Origin of the sequence: Microbacterium sp. LKL04 (assembly GCF_900102005.1) — a bacterium.
Lineage (GTDB): Bacteria > Actinomycetota > Actinomycetes > Actinomycetales > Microbacteriaceae > Microbacterium.
This window is the reverse complement of the sequence record NZ_LT627736.1, coordinates 2,741,185-2,756,286: the sequence shown is the minus strand read 5'-3', so window position 1 is coordinate 2,756,286 and position 15,102 is coordinate 2,741,185. Positions and strand designations below refer to the sequence as shown.

Here is a 15,102-nt window from a genome sequence, read left to right as displayed (position 1 = left end):
CTCACTGCAGAGCGGACGTGAGCCTCGCGAGGTTGTCGAGGAGGACCGAGCGGATGGGACGCTGCTCCCACTCCTCCAGGGTCAGTTCCCGCGACATGCCGCGGTATTGGTCTTCGACGGTGCGGAGCTGCTCGACGAACTCGGCGCCCCGGACGAGCATCGTCACTTCGAGGTTGAGACCGAAGGACCGCATGTCCATGTTGCTGGAGCCGACGACGGCGACCTCATCGTCGATCGACATCGACTTGGAGTGCAGGATGTACGGCCTCTTGTACATCCAGATCTTCACGCCCGTCGCGAGGAGCTGCTCGTAGTAGCTGCGCTGCGCGTGGTACACCATCGCCTGGTCGCCCTCTTCGGAGACGAAGAGCTCGACCTCGACGCCGCGGTGGCAGGCGGTCTGGATCGCGAGCAGCAGCCCCTCGTCGGGGACGAAGTACGGGCTGACCATGACGATCTTCTTCTTCGCGCCGAAGATGAGGCTCAGGAAGAGCTTGAGGTTGTTCTCGTATTCGAACCCGGGCCCGCTCGGGACGATCTGGCAGTCGAGGTCGCCGGTCCCGGCATCCGTCAGGAAGTCGGACTCGACGGCGAACACCTCGCCCGTCTCGCCATACCAATCCGAGACGAACACGGCGGAGAGGGATGCCACGACCGGGCCGTCGACGCGCACCATGAGATCCACCCACTGCAGCCCGCGACGCAGATTGGCCTTCAGGTTGTAGCTGCGGTCGGTGACGTTCTGCGAGCCGACGAATCCGACGGCCCCATCGATCACGACGAGCTTGCGGTGATTGCGGAGGTCGGGCCGCTGGTACTTGCCCTTCAGCGGCTGCACCGGGAGCATCAGGTGCCACTCGGCCCCCATGCGCTGCAGGCGCGAGATCGTCGCGTGGTAGTTCGGCTTCCACCGGTTCGCCCAGTGGTCGAGCAGGACGCGGACCGCCACCCCGCGCGCCGTCGCGCGTTCGAGCGCGGCGAAGAACCCGTCGGTCGCCCCGTCGGACTGCAGGATGTAGAACTCGACGTGGACGTATCGGGTGGCTCGGTCGATCTCGGCCGCCATCGTGTCGAGGCTGCCCTGGTAGTCCGAGATGATCTGCGCGCCGTTGTCGCCGGCCATCGGGAGCGCACCGAGCTTGCGGTTGAGCCCCACGAGCTGTTCGAACCACTCCGGCGCATCGGGGCGGAGGGTTCCGAAGTCGAGCCCTTCGCTCGCCTCGCGGAACGCGTCGTTGATCGACTCCTGCTCCTTGCGGCGCTTCCGCGGAAGGCGCGGGTTCCCGATGAGCAGGAACAGCAGGATGCCGATGATCGGGATGAAGTAGATCGCCAGGAGCCACGCCATCGCCGCCGTGGGGCGACGGTTCCGCGGGATGATGAACACCGCGATGATGCGCACCGAGATGTCGAACGCCAGGACGAGGACGATCCACCACGTCCACGTCCAGTCGACGCTGATGCTGATCACAGTTCCCCCAGAGAGTGTGGGGTCAGCCTATCCTTTGGCGGGTCGACCGGCGGTTTCGTCGCGGGGCGGCAGGCCGCGCTTGCGGCGCTCCTCAGCCTCGACCCGCGCGTAGAGCTTGCGTTCGGTGCGGTCCATGCGCAGGATGCTGCGGATCACGAAGGTGAAGAGCCCGGCGACGACGATCGTGGGGATCAGCCCCCAGATGACCGCTGTCCAGAACTCACCCATGCCTCCATCGTAATCGGCGCGAGACACCGCGCGGCCCGGCACGTTCTGCGCGCGGAGCGTTCTGCACCGGCGCCCCTCCGCGCCGCCTCTCCCCAGACGAACGACCTCACGCCCGAGGCGAGGACCACGCGGCGAGGGTGAGGCGATGTCCTCCATCGTCACCGCCGCGGATTCCGCGCACTTCCTCGCCCTCGTCCCCCGCCTGCTCGGATTCACGCCGACCGAGAGTCTCGTCGTGGTCCCCATGACCCGAGGGCGCAGCCTCGGAGCCCTGCGGATCGACCTTCCGCCGTCCGACGCCGCCCTCGACGCGGTCGCCTCCACCGTCATCGGCATGGTCTGCCGGGTGTCGGGAGCCGACGGTCTCGCCGGCGTCGTCTTCACCGCCGCATCCGCCCGGGCGGAGCTGCCCGGAGCGGACCTGGCGCTCGCGCTGGAACGATCCGCCCACGCGTGCGGGCTCGAGGTCGTCGACATCCTGACGGTCGCGGGGACGGGGTGGGGATCGCACTACGACGAGCGGATGCCGCCGGGCGGCCGCCCGCTCGTCGAACTCGAGCGCCATCTCCCTCGCCTCGACCGCGATCAGCACGAGGGTGCGGCGTTGCCGCCCGCCGACACTCCCCTGACGGCGGGCGTCGAAGCCGCCCTGCGATCGCTCGAATCCGCTCTCGCGGTGCTGTGCGGCATCCCGGTCGTCGACGGATCGTCAGAGCGCATCGACCCGGCGGCGCTCGAGGCGGGGTGCGCGCTCGATGACCTCCCCGGACTGTACGAGGGATGCCTGGGCTGGGACCCCGCGAACCTCGATCCGATGCGCACGGCGACCCTCGCCTGGTGCCTCGCTCGCCCGTCGCTCCGGGATGTGGCCCTGGTGCAGTGGGCGACCGATCGTCCCGGCGGCGACTCGGCGCTCGAGGCGCAGCGACGCTGGGAAGACGGGGAGGACTATCCCGCCGACCTCGCGTCGGTGATGTGGGGCGAGGGTGAGCGCCCCGACCCGCGCCGGCTCGAGACTGCGCTGGCGCTCGTGCGCCGGGTGGCGTCGAGCACGCCCGAATCCCACCGCGCGGGGAGTCTCGCCACCGCGGCCTGGCTCGCCTGGTCGCTCGGTCGATCGACGCACGCCGACCGCTACGCGGAGGCCGCGCTGCAGCTCGAGCCGGAGCACGGCCTCGCCGAGATCGTGCGATCCTTCGTCGCGCACGCGCACCTCCCCGAGTGGGCGTTCCGGCGCTGACCGGGCCGCGGCATCCACCGCGGCCCGGTCGGATCGTCACCGTTCGACGATCGCGAAGCCGCCGGCAGGCAGGGTGACCGCACCGAAGCGGTCCTTCTTCGCCCGCACCTCGCGTCCACGGTCGTCGTAGACCGCGAGGTCGCCGGCACCCACCCTGACTTTCTGCGGCGAGCGTGCCGCCGAGTGGACGAGTTCGGTACGCGCGCCGCCGTCGCCTTCGAGCACGAGGCGCGAGACGAACGGCCGGACGAGGATGCCGTCGAGCTGGAGGTCACCCCGCGTCGACTGGACTCGGAGTTCCTCGCTCGAGCGGGGCATCGCCTTCTGCAGGGTGTGCGGATGCATCGCCCCCGGCGTCGGCGAGATCCCCTGTCGCGGACCGGTCAGCTGCAGCGTCCCCAGTCGGGCGCGGTCGCCCGTCCAGGACGACGACGTGCGTTCGCCGACCTCCGACCAGACCACCGGCTCGATCCACCGATCGGAGGCCGCCGTCCCGACGTCGAAGACCGCGGTCTCGCCGCGGGACAGCGTCAGCTTGTCACCGGACCAGCTGGACTCACCCGTCCACGACTCCGGCGTCGAGATCTCGCCCGTCGTGCTCACGGCGTCCTCGGCTTCGATCCACGAGAGCCCCTCGCGGTCCGTGACCTCGGTCAGGGCGACGGCCTGCCGCTTGACGTCCGGATTCGCATCGAGCGCGAGGGCCGTGAGGAGTCCGTGGATCGTGGACTCCGCTCCGCTGTTGCGGTTGACGGTCCCGTCGGGCTGCAGGCCGTCGTACGTGACGCCCGTCGCCGGGTCGTACATCCGCTGCCCCGCATGGTTGGCGCCGAAGAACCACGCGGCCTGCATCGCGGCGAGGGCCTCGAAGCCGTCCGAACCGGTCGCCTCCGCGACGCCGAGCAGCGACTGCACCCGCGAGTCCGCGCCGTAGGCGATCTGCACCCGGTCGACGGGGCTCGGGTTCCACCCGTTGTCCGGCCCGCCGGCGGTGAGGAGGGTGGGCGTGAACGTGGACGCATCCGCGATCGCCGGGCGAGCGAGCGACCGGTCCTTCAATACGACGGATGCCGCGGCCAGCGCCGCCGGCATCTGCGAACCCCAGGCGTGCCAGATCGTCGGGGACTCCGCCCACGGCAGCACGGCATCGTACGGCCACTCCCGATCCGAGCCGTCGGACATCGCGGCGATACCCGTGGCGAGCTGACGCAGCGCCGTCGCTGCCGGTCGGTCGGAACCGGCTTCGACACGAGCCGCCAGACCGAGCACAGCCTCAGCCGAGGCATCCGCCCCGTTCGTGATGAGCCACGTCGGGACGCGTTTGCCGTCCGAGGCGGTCCACCTGCCGTACGTCGACAGGACCTGACGGTTCAGCGCATCCAGCGAGAGGTCGAAGCGGTCGTCGAGGAACGCGGCGAAAGCGGGGTCCTCGTCCTTGAAGGCGGCGTAGCCCTCGCCGAGGGCCCAGAGCGTCCGCGCGAGCCAGTAGCTCGGACCGCTGTCGGACGGATCCGGCAGCTCGACCGGCTCGGGGGACGGGTTGAAGGTGCCGTCGGGCTGCATCCACAGGACGACGTTGCCGGCATCCGGTCCGTCGGTCGTCTGGAAGTACGCGACCGACCGCAGCAGCTCGTACGCCTTGTCGCGACTGTCGTCGTCGCCGGTCTGCTCGAAGTGGCGGATGTAGACGACCGCGGCGCGCGTGATGTCGTCGGCGTTGTAGGCGCCCTGCCCCCAGTACCCGGTCTCGGGGTCGAGGGGTCCGCCGCCGACCCGTTCGAAGGTCCCGCCGTCACGGGCATCGGCGTACGTCCACGGCATGACGAGCGCCGGCTCCTCAGCCTGGCGGTAAGTGCTGTGCCCGTCGACGTCCTGCGGCGGGGTGGCCTCGTCGAGGAGGAAGTCGAGGTGCGACAGGTTGGTGACGGGTGCGGATGCCGGGGCGGCGACGGCGGTGGTGACACCCAGCGGGACGGCGAGCGCGAGCGTGGCCAGCGCGGCGAGTCCGACGGTGCGCGCACGTCGTTGTGCGGAGGTGGACATGAGGGTCGTTCCTTTCGTTGCGGTGCCGAGTGCAGGTGCAGAGCCGTTCCGGATGCCGTCAGGGCGACCGGAAGGCGGCTGAACCTGCACTCGGCACGCGATCAGTCGGTGCGTTCGAGCAGGGCGACGCCGATCTTCGAGTCGGCCATGCCGTAGAACACGAACAGGCGACCGTCGACCTCTTCGATCGCAGTCGGGAAGACGACGTTCGGAACGATTCCGCTCCGTTCGTCGTCTGTCTCCGGGGCCAGCAGGGGCTCCGGAGTGCGGGCGACGACCTTCGAGGGGTCGTCTCGGTCGAGGATGATGGCGCCTGCCGCGTAGTTCACCTTCTGCTGCTGCGCGAACGCGCTCTCGAGGACGCCGGTCACGCCGTGATGCAGGACGAGCCAGCCCTCGGGGACGCGGCGGGGCGGCGGACCGCCGCCGATCTTCAGCGCCTCGAAGGGGAACTCCGGCCCCGCGACGAAGCGGTGCTGCTCCCACAGGGTGAGCGCCGACAGGTCCTCCCGCACGGCAGCGAGCGGGATGTAGCTGATCCAGATCGATTGCCGTTCGTCTTCGACGCCGGCCGGGACGCGGATGCCCTGACCGGGCTTCGTCTCACCGAGATCCCACATGGGGCGATGGAGGACGGCGAGCGCCTCCCGCCCGTCGGGTGCGGTGACCGGCTCGGGGAAGAACACGGTGTCCTTGTTGTGGAACAGGTTCAGGTCCATGTCGAGGTCGTCCTGGTACCGGAACAGCGCCGGTCCGAGCCGTCGCCACTCGCGAAGGTCGCTCGACACCGCGATCGCCGTGCGAGGGCCGAGGGGTCCGTAGGCGACGTACGTCATGACGTGCAGTCCGAGCGTCTCGATCCAGGTCACCCGGGGGTCTTCGACGCCGGCGTTGCCGACCCCGCGCTCCCACCCACGATCGGGTTCGAGGACCACGCCCTCGCGCTCGACCGAGGTCGGCACACCGTCTTCGATCACCACGCGAGCCAGGCCCACGCGCGACACGTTCCCGTCGGCGACGAGCCGCGGCAGCAGGTAGAGCTCCCCGTCGGGGCCGCGGCCGGAGCCGGGATTCAACACCCCCTCGACCTCGTTCGGATCGCCCTGGGCGGGGGTCATCACGACCCCCACGCGGGTGAGTCGGTAGGGAACGTGGGTCTCGGTGGTCATGGTCAACCTTTCACTCCGGATCCGAGGTCGTTGGACGTGAAGTAGCGCTGGAACACGAGGAACAGCGCCACGGCGGGGGCGGCCAGCACGACGGCGCCGGCCATCATCGCCCCGAACGGGTTCGCAGTGGATGCCGCGATGTTCGAGATGAAGTTCGCGAGAGACACCGCGAGCGGCTGCATCTCGGCATCCTTCGTGATGAGGAACGGCCACAGGAACTCGTTCCACGGGCCGATGAACGTCAGCAGCACGACCGTCAGCAAGGCCGGACGGACGAGGGGCAGCGCCACGCTCCACAGCAGCCGGAACTCGTTCGAGCCGTCGATGCGAGCCGCGTCGAACAGTTCCTTCGGCAGCTGCAGGAAGTACTGCCGGAAGATGACCACCGCCGTCGAGTTGATGAAGAACGGCAGGATCATGCCGAGGTAGCTGTCGGCCAGGCCGTAGTCCCGGGCGATCATGACGTAGAGCGGGATCATGAGCAGCTGGAACGGCACGACCTGCACGAGGAGGGCCAGGGCGAACGTCGCGCCCCGCCCCCGCCAGCGGAGGATCGCCAGGGCGTATCCGGCCAGGACGCCGAAGACGACCGTGCCGAGGATCACCCCGCCGGTGAAGATGCCCGAGTTGGCGAGCCCCTGCAGCAGGTCGATGCGCCCGTTGATGGCTGCGTAGTTGTCGAGCGTCAGATTCGACGGGTTCGGGAACGCCCCCGCCGGCGACGGATCGACGTTCGTCTGCAGCGATCCGACGATCATGTAGAAGAACGGGAACAGGAACGCCAGCGCACCGATCGACAGCGCCGTGTACATCGCGATCTTCGAACCGAGTGCGCGTTTCATCGCTCCTCACCTCCCACGAGCTTGCGCTGCACGGCAGCGATGACCAGGACGAACACGATGAGCACGACGCCGATCGCCGCGGCGACATCCGGGTTCTGCTGCTCGATGCCGCGCTGGTACATGAGCAGCACCGGCGAGGTCGAGGCGCCGTTCGGTCCGCCGCCGCCGGTCAGGAGGTACGGCTCGGTGAAGAGGTTCGCGCCCGTGATCGTGGCGAGCAGGACGACGAGCAGCGTCGCCGGCCGCACGCTGGGCACGGTCACCGCGAAGAACTGCCGCAGCCGCCCGCCGCCGTCCATCGACACCGACTCGTACAGCTCGCGGGGCACGTTCTGCAGCGCCGCGAGGTAGAGCAGGATGTAGAACCCCAATCCCTTCCAGGTGACGAAGAACGCGATGGTCGGCATCGCGAGCGCCGAGTTCACGAGCCACGACGGCTCAGGGGCGAGCGGACCGAGCACGTTGTTGACGAGGCCGCCGCGGGCGAAGAGGAACAGCCACACCGCGACGACCGCGACGGATGCCGTGACGTACGGCACGTAGTAGCTCACCCGGAAGAAGGTCCGCGCCTTCGTGACGCGGTCGAGGGCCGTGGCCAGCAGGATCGACAGCACGACCGTGAGCGGCACGTTGATGATCAGGAAGATGCCGACGTTGCCGAACGAGCGCCAGACCTCGGGGTCGCTGAGCGCCGTGACGTAGTTGTCGAAGCCGACGAACGGCCGGTCGACCACGGCGCCGGGGGCGGCGAAGAAGTAGTCCTGGAACGACATCCAGACGGCGAACACCACCGGGTAGGCGAAGACCACCAGGACGAAGACGATGTACGGCGCTGAGAAGAGCAGACCGTGCGGTTGCGCGCCGAGGAGGCGGTGGAGGATGCCGCGGCGAGGCGCGGCATCCTTCCCGTCCTTCTCGGGGGTGGCACCGCGGGTCGCGCCGGGATCGGACCCGGCGCGACCCGGGACGACGGCGGTCATCTCAGCCCGCCGACGCCAGCTTGTCGACCTCTGCCGCCGTGTCGGAGAGGAACTGATCGACCGGCGTCTCGCCGAAGATGACCGACTTCGAGTAGCCGTCGCGGAAGGCCTGCCAGATCTCCACCGACCCGATGACGTTCGGGACCTCGACCGTGCGTGCGGCCTGATCGCCGAATTGCTCGTAGGCGGGGTTGTCGGCGAAGTAGTCCGGATACGTGCCCGTCAGGTCCTGACGCAACGGCATCTGGCCGGTCGCCTCGAGCCAAGCGCCGTCCTGCTCCTCGCTCGTGGCGAACTTGAGCACATCCCACGCCGTGCCCTTGCTCTTGCACGCGGTGAACATGCCGACGTTCTTGGCATCGCTGAACGTCCAGGTGTCGCCGGCCGCGGTCCCGCTCTGCGTCGGAACGGGGACGGCGCCCCAGTCGATCGAGTCGCCGTACACGCTGATCGCCCAAGGACCGACGATCGCCATGGCCGCGTACCCGTCGGCGAAGGCGTCGCCCTGGTACTGCTCATTGCCGGCCAGTTGCTCCTCGTAGAGGGTGCGCCAGAAGTCGGCGACGGCCTTACCGTTGTCGTCGTCGAATGTGGCCTTCCCGTCCTCGAGCAACTGCGTCCCGCCGGTCTGCGCCGCGTACAGCGGGTAGAAGTCGAACCAGGACTGGAAGAACTCGCTCGTGGGAGCGGGGTTGATCGCGTACTCGGACACGCCCTTCTCCTTGAGCATCCGGGCGGTCTCGAGGAACTCGTCGTAGGTGGACAGCTTCGGGTTCTCGGGATCGAGCCCGGCCTTCTCGAAGAGCGCCTTGTTGTAGAAGATCATCACGGGATTCGACTTCCACGGCAGCTGGTAGAAGTCGCCGTCGTCGGAGCGGTACTGGTCGGCGAGGTCGCCGCTCCTGGCCGTGATGTAGTCGTCGCCGTCCTCGAAGGTCGACAAGTCGACGAGGCCGCCCTGGCGCTGGAAGCCGGGCACCGCTGCCGGAGAGGTGTTGAAGACGAGACAGGGAGCGTTGCCCGCCGTGATCGCCGCGCCGATGACCTCTTCGCTCGAGGCTCCGGCGGGGATCTCCTGGGCCTTGACCTGCTCGTCGGGGTGATCCGCGTTCCACGCCTCGACCATCTTCTTGCCCCAGCCGATCTCGGCCTCGTTGTTGGAGTACCAGATGGTGATGTCGCCGCGGCTCTCGAGGTCGCCGCCGCCACCTCCGCCGCCGCCGCCGCACGCGGTGAGGGCGAGCACACCGGCTGCGCCGGCTGCCGTGATGAGGATGCGTCGTTGCATGTCCTACTCCTTCGTTCGGTTACTCGTGCTCTCTTGCTGTCGTCGGACGCGCGCCGCGCGGCCGTGGAGGTGCCGTCGAACCCCGGACGGCGAGGGTGGGATCGGGGAGGTCGATGTGCGCGGGCGGGTCTCCGGCGATCGCGGCGAGCAGGGTCCGCGCTGCCGTGACGCCCCACCCGCGGGCGTCGGTGGCGACGCTCGTGAGAGCGGGATGCACCCAGCGGCCGATCTCGGTGTCATCGAATCCGGTGATCGAGAGGTCCTCCGGCACGCGCAGCCCGCGCCGGTGGGCGACACCCATGCCGGCGACGGCCATACTGTCGTTCGCGTAGATCATCGCTGTCGGCGGGGTCGCCTCGTCCAGAAGGGATGCCGTGGCCCGCGCACCGTCGGCAGCGCTGAAGTCGGTCTCCACGACGGCGACGTCGAGGCCCGCGGCATCCGCGGCATCGAGGAACGCATCGCGGCGGTGCTGAGCGTGGAGCATTCCCGAGGGTCCCGCGACGTGGGCGACGCGGCGGTGCCCGAGCCCGGCGAGATGCTCGACGGCGAGACGGATGCCGGCACCGTCGTCCGACGAGACCGAGGCGAAGGGCGAGTCGACGTCGGGGACACCGAGGGTGACGGCGGGGATGGAGAGCCCTGCCAGGAGGGCGATGCGCGGATCTGCGACGCGGATGTCGGTGAGGATGACGCCGTCCACTCGGCGGTCTGAGGCGAGCGCCCGGTAGGTGTCGGCCTCCTGACGACCCGGGTTCGCGACGGCGAGGACGAGCGCCTGCCCCGTGACGAAGAACTCGTCCTCGAGCCCGGCGATGAAGGACGGGAAGAAGGGGTCGGCGGCGATGACGTCGGGGCTGCGGCCGATGACCAGTCCGCACGCGAATGCGCGGCCAACGCTGAGCGACCGGGCGCTCAGACTCGGCGTCCATCCGAGTTCCGCGGCGGTGTCCATGATGCGCTGCCGCGTCTCGGCGGCGACGCCGGGGCGGCCGTTGAGAGCGAACGAGACGAGTCCCTTGCTGACGCCCGCGGCCCGCGCGACGTCCGCGATCGTGGGACGGGTCTCAGGGGGCATCGGTCACTCCTTCGTGGCGAACCTGATCTACTAAACCGGTTCAGGCGCCGAAAAAGCAAGACCTTGACATTCACGCCGCCGCACGCGACGCCGGATTCAGCGCGTAGGCAACTCCACCCGGACGCGCCACCGGCCGTCATCCGGGCCCGCGGCGAACGTCCCGCTCAGCACCTCCACGCGCTCGCGAAGCCGCGCGAGTCCGAAGGCAGGGCCGGGGCGCGGGTCGGACGCGGCGCGGTGAGGATCGTTGACGACGGACAGGACGACGGTGTGCGGGGTGAGCACCAGGGACAGATCGATCACCATGGCCGGCGCACCGTGCTTCACGATGTTCGTGACGGCCTCGCGTGCGGCGCGGGTGAGCGTCGTGTCGATGATGCCGGCGAGCGCAGAGTCGCCGGTGACCTCCGTGCGCACCTCATGGCCGAGGTCGCGGAGCTTCTTGGCGAGGGAGTCGATCTCCCGACGGATGCCGGGGGCGCCGGCATCCGTGACACCGTCGCCGCCGGTACGGCCATGGATCAGTTGCAGCACGCGGCGGGTGTCGGTCAACGCCTGAGCAGACGCCGAGACGATCGCGCGCTGCGAACCCGCCCGCGTCTCGGGGTCGTCCGTGCGTTCCAGGACGCGAGCATGCATGACGGTAATGGAGATCTCGTGCGCGATGACGTCGTGGAGTTCATCGGCGATGCGGGTGCGCTCCGCCAGCAGGGCCGCGTCGAGCTGGGCCTCGTGGGCATCGACCTGGGAGGCGAGCACGACGTTGCGGCGCATGACCTTGCGCAAACCACGCCCCACTGTGGCCGACAGCAACCCGATGACGAACACGGCGACGACGCCGCCGACCTCGAGGCCGGGCGGCATGGTGGCGATCGCCGCGACCCACGCGACGGCGGAGATCCCGTACGCCGTCGACAGTGTCGCACTGCAACAGAAGAAGACCACCCCGACGCTCATCGCGACCGCGGTGAGATATTCGCCGCTCTGCCCCGCGGCGACGGCGACGAATCCGGCGAGCACGAGCACACCGGCTCCCCACGCGGGTCGCCAGGCCATCGCGATGATCGCACTGTTGGTCAGCAGGGGGGCGGCTACGGCGATCCAGGAGAAGGGACCTCCGGATGTCAGGTGCGCCCAGACCGCCTCGACCCCCGCCAGAAGGGGGAGCAGCACGATGGTGATGCGGGCGATGGTCGGGGGGAGGACGTACTCCCAGAGCTCGCGGTGCGCGGCGCGGGCTGCTCTGCCCGCGCCGCGCAGGCCGGCTATCGGCAGATGCCGAGCACCCGGCACAGATGCGTCCACAGGTACGCCGGCTGATTCGCGAACGGGATCCATCGGTACATTCTTTCTCTCCCCATCTCGATTTCGTGCGGGAACGATCTCCCGGCACGCCCTGGGCTCATCCTGACGGGTGGAGCCGCCGATTGCGCTCGTCCTCAAGACGCAATCGCGTGACCGCAAGACGCAAAACCCCCGCCTATGCTGATCGCATGGACCCCATCCGAGTTCTCATCGCCGACGATGAAGCTCTCGTTCGGCGGGCGCTCCAGGTCTTCCTGAACGCAGAACCGGGGATGACGGTCGTGGGAGAGGCGAGCGACGGTCCGAGCGCGGTCCGCCTGAGCCTCGAGCTGAAGCCCGACGTGATCCTGATGGACATCCGGATGCCGGGAGGGGACGGTATCCGCGCGATCGAGCAACTGGCCGTCGACCTCCCGTCGGCGCGGACCATCGCGATCACGACCTACGGGTCCGACGAGACCGTGGCGAGCGCTCTCCGGGTCGGCGCCGTCGGCTTCCTCGTGAAGGACTCCGAGCCGGAGCACATCACGGCCGCCATCCGCAGCGCGCACCATGGCGGGTTCGTCTTGTCGTCGGTCGCGGGACGCGACCTCGTCCGCCGGATCGGCACGCCGGCCGCGGGGCAACCCACGGTCACCCTGACTCCTGCAGAACAGGTCTCACGCCGAGAGCTCGACGTCCTCGAGCTGCTCGCGAAGGGGATGTCGAACGCCGAGATCGGACGCGACCTCTTCTTGTCCGAAGCGACCGTCAAATCCCATCTGCGCCGGATCATGACGAAGTGGGGCGTGCGCGACCGGGTGCAGGTCCTTCTCTACGCGGCGACCACCGGCGTCATCAGACTCCCCTGAACGCGGGGCAGCTCCTAGCTGCGCGAACGACTCCGACGCGACACGATCGCGTAGGCCGTCGCGGCCGCGACGATGCCGGCCACGGCGGTGATCCCCCACCGCAGGATCACCTCGACGTCGGTGAAGACCGCCAGGCAGATGTTGACCGCCAGCGCGACGATGAACAGGGCGGCGAATGCCGCACCGTCGGCGGCGGTCCGCTTCTTGTCAGCCATGGGTTTCCTTAGGTCGCGGACGAACGGGATCCGAGTCTCTGCCGCGCGTCGATGTGGGTGGGAACGCCTCGGAGCCTAGCTGCGGTCCGCGCGGCCTGATACGCCGCCCGAGCGCTTTCCGTCCGGGGACGGCACACACCGTGGATCAGTTGCGTCTAAAGGCGGATGCCGATTGCGTCCCCCGCGCCGCCCTTGGGGCCTTTCGACTCAAGAACAGTGGCACGAGGCCTGGGTAGCGTCACTCCCGGCGCTGCGATCGCGGTCACGAACGCAGCGTCACTGACAACAATCAACGGATCGAGAGGAAACATCATGGGGGCAGTTCTGAGGTTCATCGCGTGGGTCATCGCGAACATCGGCCGCTGGGGCCGTGCCGTCGCCGGCCAGGTCGGTCGCATCACCGCGTGGGCACGCAACAACTGGCGTCGCGTGCTCGAGTGGATCAACGCGGGCATCTCGTTCGCGACGATCGTCGACTACATCCTGCGAATTCTCGGCATCGGCTGAGAGATGCCCTGATGGGACGGCACCACGTGCGTGCCGTCCCATCGGGACACCGCCCCCTCCGACATCGAAGGAGAGAAGACCCGTGCCGCAGCATCCCGACACCGGCATCCGCGTGAGTGGCGTCTCGAAGGCGTACGGCGCGAAGCGTGTCCTCGACGACGTCTCCTTCGACATCCCCTCCGGGACCGTCACCGGCCTGCTGGGCCCGAACGGCTCCGGCAAGTCCACCGCGATGCGCGCCATGCTCGGATTGACGATCGCCGACGCCGGATCGACCACGTTCGACGGCATCCTCTTCCGCGACCTCGCACAGCCCGGCCGCACCGTCGGAGCGCTTCTCGACCCGGGTGCCCACCACCCCGGGCGCAGCGTCGAGGACACCCTCGCGACGGCCGCCATCCTGACCGGCTCACCGCGCGAGCGGGTCGGCGAACTCATCGCCACGCTCGGCCTGGCCTCTGCCGCACGTCGACGCTTCGGCGCGCTCTCCCTCGGGATGAAGCAGCGGGTCGCCCTCGCCGTCGCGCTCGTCGGTCGGCCTCGACATCTCATCCTCGACGAGCCCATGAACGGTCTCGACATCGAGACCGGCGACTGGCTGCGATCGACTCTGGTCCATCACGCGCATACGACGGGCGGCTGCGTCCTCGTCTCGACGCATCTCCTGCAGGAGCTGCAGACCTTCGCAGATCGCATCGTCGTCCTCAGCGAAGGCGCCATCCGCTACTCCGGCGAGGTCGGCGACCTCACCGCCGAGAAGAACGCGACGGCGATCGCCGTGGACCCCGACCTGCTCCGGCGCGCGCTCACGACCCGCGGCATCCCGTTCAGCGTGCGTCCCGAGGACGGGCGCTTCTCGGTGGGCATCGACCCCCGCTCCCTCAGCGAGATCTGCATCGCCGACAGCATCGTGCTCGACGAACTCGCCGAGGACCGGGAGTCGATCAGCGACCTCTACCGTCGACTGACGCGCGGCCAGTACCGAGTGGAAGGTGACGTCTTTGATCCTCGCTGACAATCTCCCGCAGACGTCCGGCCGCTTCGGCCGCAGCCTGCGGGCCGAACTGCGGAACGTCCGGACGACACGGGGGACGCGCTGGGCGTTGGGCCTCACCGCGGCGCTCTGGGTCGTCGTCGGCGTCGGTGTCGCCGTGATCGCGCTGCTCGTCGACGCCGAATCGGTGAGCATCTCCGGCGCTCTCCTCGGCATGGGGGCGGCCGTCACCGTGTTCGTCCCCATCCTGGCGATCTTCATCATGGCCGCCGACTGGCAGTCGCGGGACGTGCTGACGACGTTCGCCCTCGAGCCCCGCCGACACATCGTCTTTCTCGCCAAGGCGCTGACCGCGGTCGTCGTGTGCACCGTCCTCGTCGCCGTCGCCGCCGTCCTGGCCGTCGTGTTCACCGCGGGCCTGGCCTTCGCCGCCAGCGCGACCATCGTGTGGAACGCGGATGCCGAGAGCATCGCGGTCTTGCTCTGGAGCGCCGCCGTCGGCACCGTGTCGGGCGTCGCGTACGGCGCGGCGACGCAGCGCGTCGCGATCGCCATCGTGTTCTCGCTCGTGCAGGGATTCGTGATCGACCCGCTGCTCATGCTCATCCCGCACGGCATCGGATCGTGGTTCCGGCTGACGGCCATCACCGACGCCGGCAGCGGGACGGGCGGGATCGGTCCGGCGCTGACCGCCGGACTGCTGTGGCTGGTCGTCCCGCTCGCCATCGGATTCGCCCGCAATCAGCGGGCCGACGTGCAATGACCGGCGCCCCCTCCGAAAAGGGGTCTGGCTGGCGTCTCGGTCAAGACGCCAGCCAGGGGTGCTTCGAATCGGATCGAGATGAAGCGCGACTAGTTTACGCGCGCCGAGGTTTCGATCTCCCGAGAATC

Annotated in this window: 15 protein-coding genes; 5 read left to right on the top strand and 10 right to left on the bottom strand. The window is 69.1% G+C overall.

Going from position 1 to position 15,102, the window contains the following annotated elements:
• Position 1 precedes the first annotated feature (1 nt).
• Positions 2 to 1,471, bottom strand: a complete 1,470-nt coding sequence (cls, locus tag BLP38_RS13430) for a cardiolipin synthase (RefSeq protein WP_091358796.1) — start codon at positions 1,469 to 1,471, stop codon at positions 2 to 4.
• 27 nt (positions 1,472 to 1,498) lie between these two features.
• Positions 1,499 to 1,699: a hypothetical protein gene (locus BLP38_RS13425; protein WP_091358793.1), complete on the bottom strand. Its 201-nt coding sequence runs from the start codon at positions 1,697 to 1,699 to the stop codon at positions 1,499 to 1,501.
• Positions 1,700 to 1,844: 145 nt separating this feature from the next.
• Here BLP38_RS13425 and BLP38_RS13420 point away from each other — a divergent pair, with 145 nt between their 5' ends.
• Positions 1,845 to 2,939, top strand: a complete 1,095-nt coding sequence (locus BLP38_RS13420) for a DUF4192 family protein (RefSeq protein WP_091358790.1) — start codon at positions 1,845 to 1,847, stop codon at positions 2,937 to 2,939.
• Between the two features lie 36 nt (positions 2,940 to 2,975).
• Here the strand turns inward: BLP38_RS13420 and BLP38_RS13415 are convergent, their stop codons facing one another.
• From BLP38_RS13415 to BLP38_RS13385, 7 genes are all read right to left on the bottom strand, one after another.
• Entirely contained in the window at positions 2,976 to 4,982 is a 2,007-nt protein-coding gene (locus tag BLP38_RS13415) for a hypothetical protein (RefSeq protein WP_091358787.1), read from the bottom strand.
• 101 nt (positions 4,983 to 5,083) lie between these two features.
• A complete protein-coding gene (locus BLP38_RS13410) occupies positions 5,084 to 6,151 on the bottom strand; it encodes a glycoside hydrolase family 130 protein (RefSeq protein ID WP_091358784.1) in 1,068 nt (355 codons plus the stop codon).
• Between the two features lie 2 nt (positions 6,152 to 6,153).
• On the bottom strand, positions 6,154 to 6,993 hold the full coding sequence (locus BLP38_RS13405) for a carbohydrate ABC transporter permease (RefSeq protein WP_091358780.1): 840 nt from the start codon (positions 6,991 to 6,993) through the stop codon (positions 6,154 to 6,156).
• Positions 6,990 to 7,973: a carbohydrate ABC transporter permease gene (locus BLP38_RS13400; RefSeq protein WP_091358776.1), complete on the bottom strand. Its 984-nt coding sequence runs from the start codon at positions 7,971 to 7,973 to the stop codon at positions 6,990 to 6,992. The genes BLP38_RS13405 and BLP38_RS13400 overlap by 4 nt, the downstream gene beginning before the upstream one ends.
• A 1-nt stretch (position 7,974) precedes the next feature.
• Positions 7,975 to 9,261 carry an extracellular solute-binding protein gene (locus BLP38_RS13395; RefSeq protein ID WP_091358773.1) on the bottom strand — a complete coding sequence of 429 codons (1,287 nt, stop codon included), beginning with the start codon at positions 9,259 to 9,261 and terminating at the stop codon, positions 7,975 to 7,977.
• Between the two features lie 19 nt (positions 9,262 to 9,280).
• Entirely contained in the window at positions 9,281 to 10,339 is a 1,059-nt protein-coding gene (locus BLP38_RS13390; RefSeq protein ID WP_091358770.1) for a LacI family DNA-binding transcriptional regulator, read from the bottom strand.
• Between the two features lie 96 nt (positions 10,340 to 10,435).
• A complete protein-coding gene (locus BLP38_RS13385) occupies positions 10,436 to 11,677 on the bottom strand; it encodes a sensor histidine kinase (protein WP_231916517.1) in 1,242 nt (413 codons plus the stop codon).
• Between the two features lie 155 nt (positions 11,678 to 11,832).
• On the opposite strand from BLP38_RS13385, the gene BLP38_RS13380 reads away from it, so the two are divergent.
• A complete protein-coding gene (locus tag BLP38_RS13380) occupies positions 11,833 to 12,495 on the top strand; it encodes a response regulator (protein WP_091358766.1) in 663 nt (220 codons plus the stop codon).
• 14 nt (positions 12,496 to 12,509) lie between these two features.
• On the opposite strand, the gene BLP38_RS13375 is transcribed toward BLP38_RS13380, so the two are convergent.
• Positions 12,510 to 12,710 carry a hypothetical protein gene (locus BLP38_RS13375; RefSeq protein ID WP_091358764.1) on the bottom strand — a complete coding sequence of 67 codons (201 nt, stop codon included), beginning with the start codon at positions 12,708 to 12,710 and terminating at the stop codon, positions 12,510 to 12,512.
• A gap of 312 nt (positions 12,711 to 13,022) precedes the next feature.
• Between BLP38_RS13375 and BLP38_RS13370 the strand changes: the two genes are divergently transcribed.
• From BLP38_RS13370 to BLP38_RS13360, 3 genes are all read left to right on the top strand, one after another.
• Entirely contained in the window at positions 13,023 to 13,217 is a 195-nt protein-coding gene (locus BLP38_RS13370) for an aureocin A53 family class IId bacteriocin (RefSeq protein ID WP_018185747.1), read from the top strand.
• An 82-nt stretch (positions 13,218 to 13,299) separates the two neighbouring features.
• On the top strand, positions 13,300 to 14,232 hold the full coding sequence (locus tag BLP38_RS13365; RefSeq protein ID WP_091358760.1) for an ATP-binding cassette domain-containing protein: 933 nt from the start codon (positions 13,300 to 13,302) through the stop codon (positions 14,230 to 14,232).
• A complete protein-coding gene (locus BLP38_RS13360; RefSeq protein WP_231916516.1) occupies positions 14,210 to 14,974 on the top strand; it encodes an ABC transporter permease in 765 nt (254 codons plus the stop codon). The genes BLP38_RS13365 and BLP38_RS13360 overlap by 23 nt, the downstream gene beginning before the upstream one ends.
• The last annotated feature ends 128 nt before the right edge of the window (positions 14,975 to 15,102 follow it).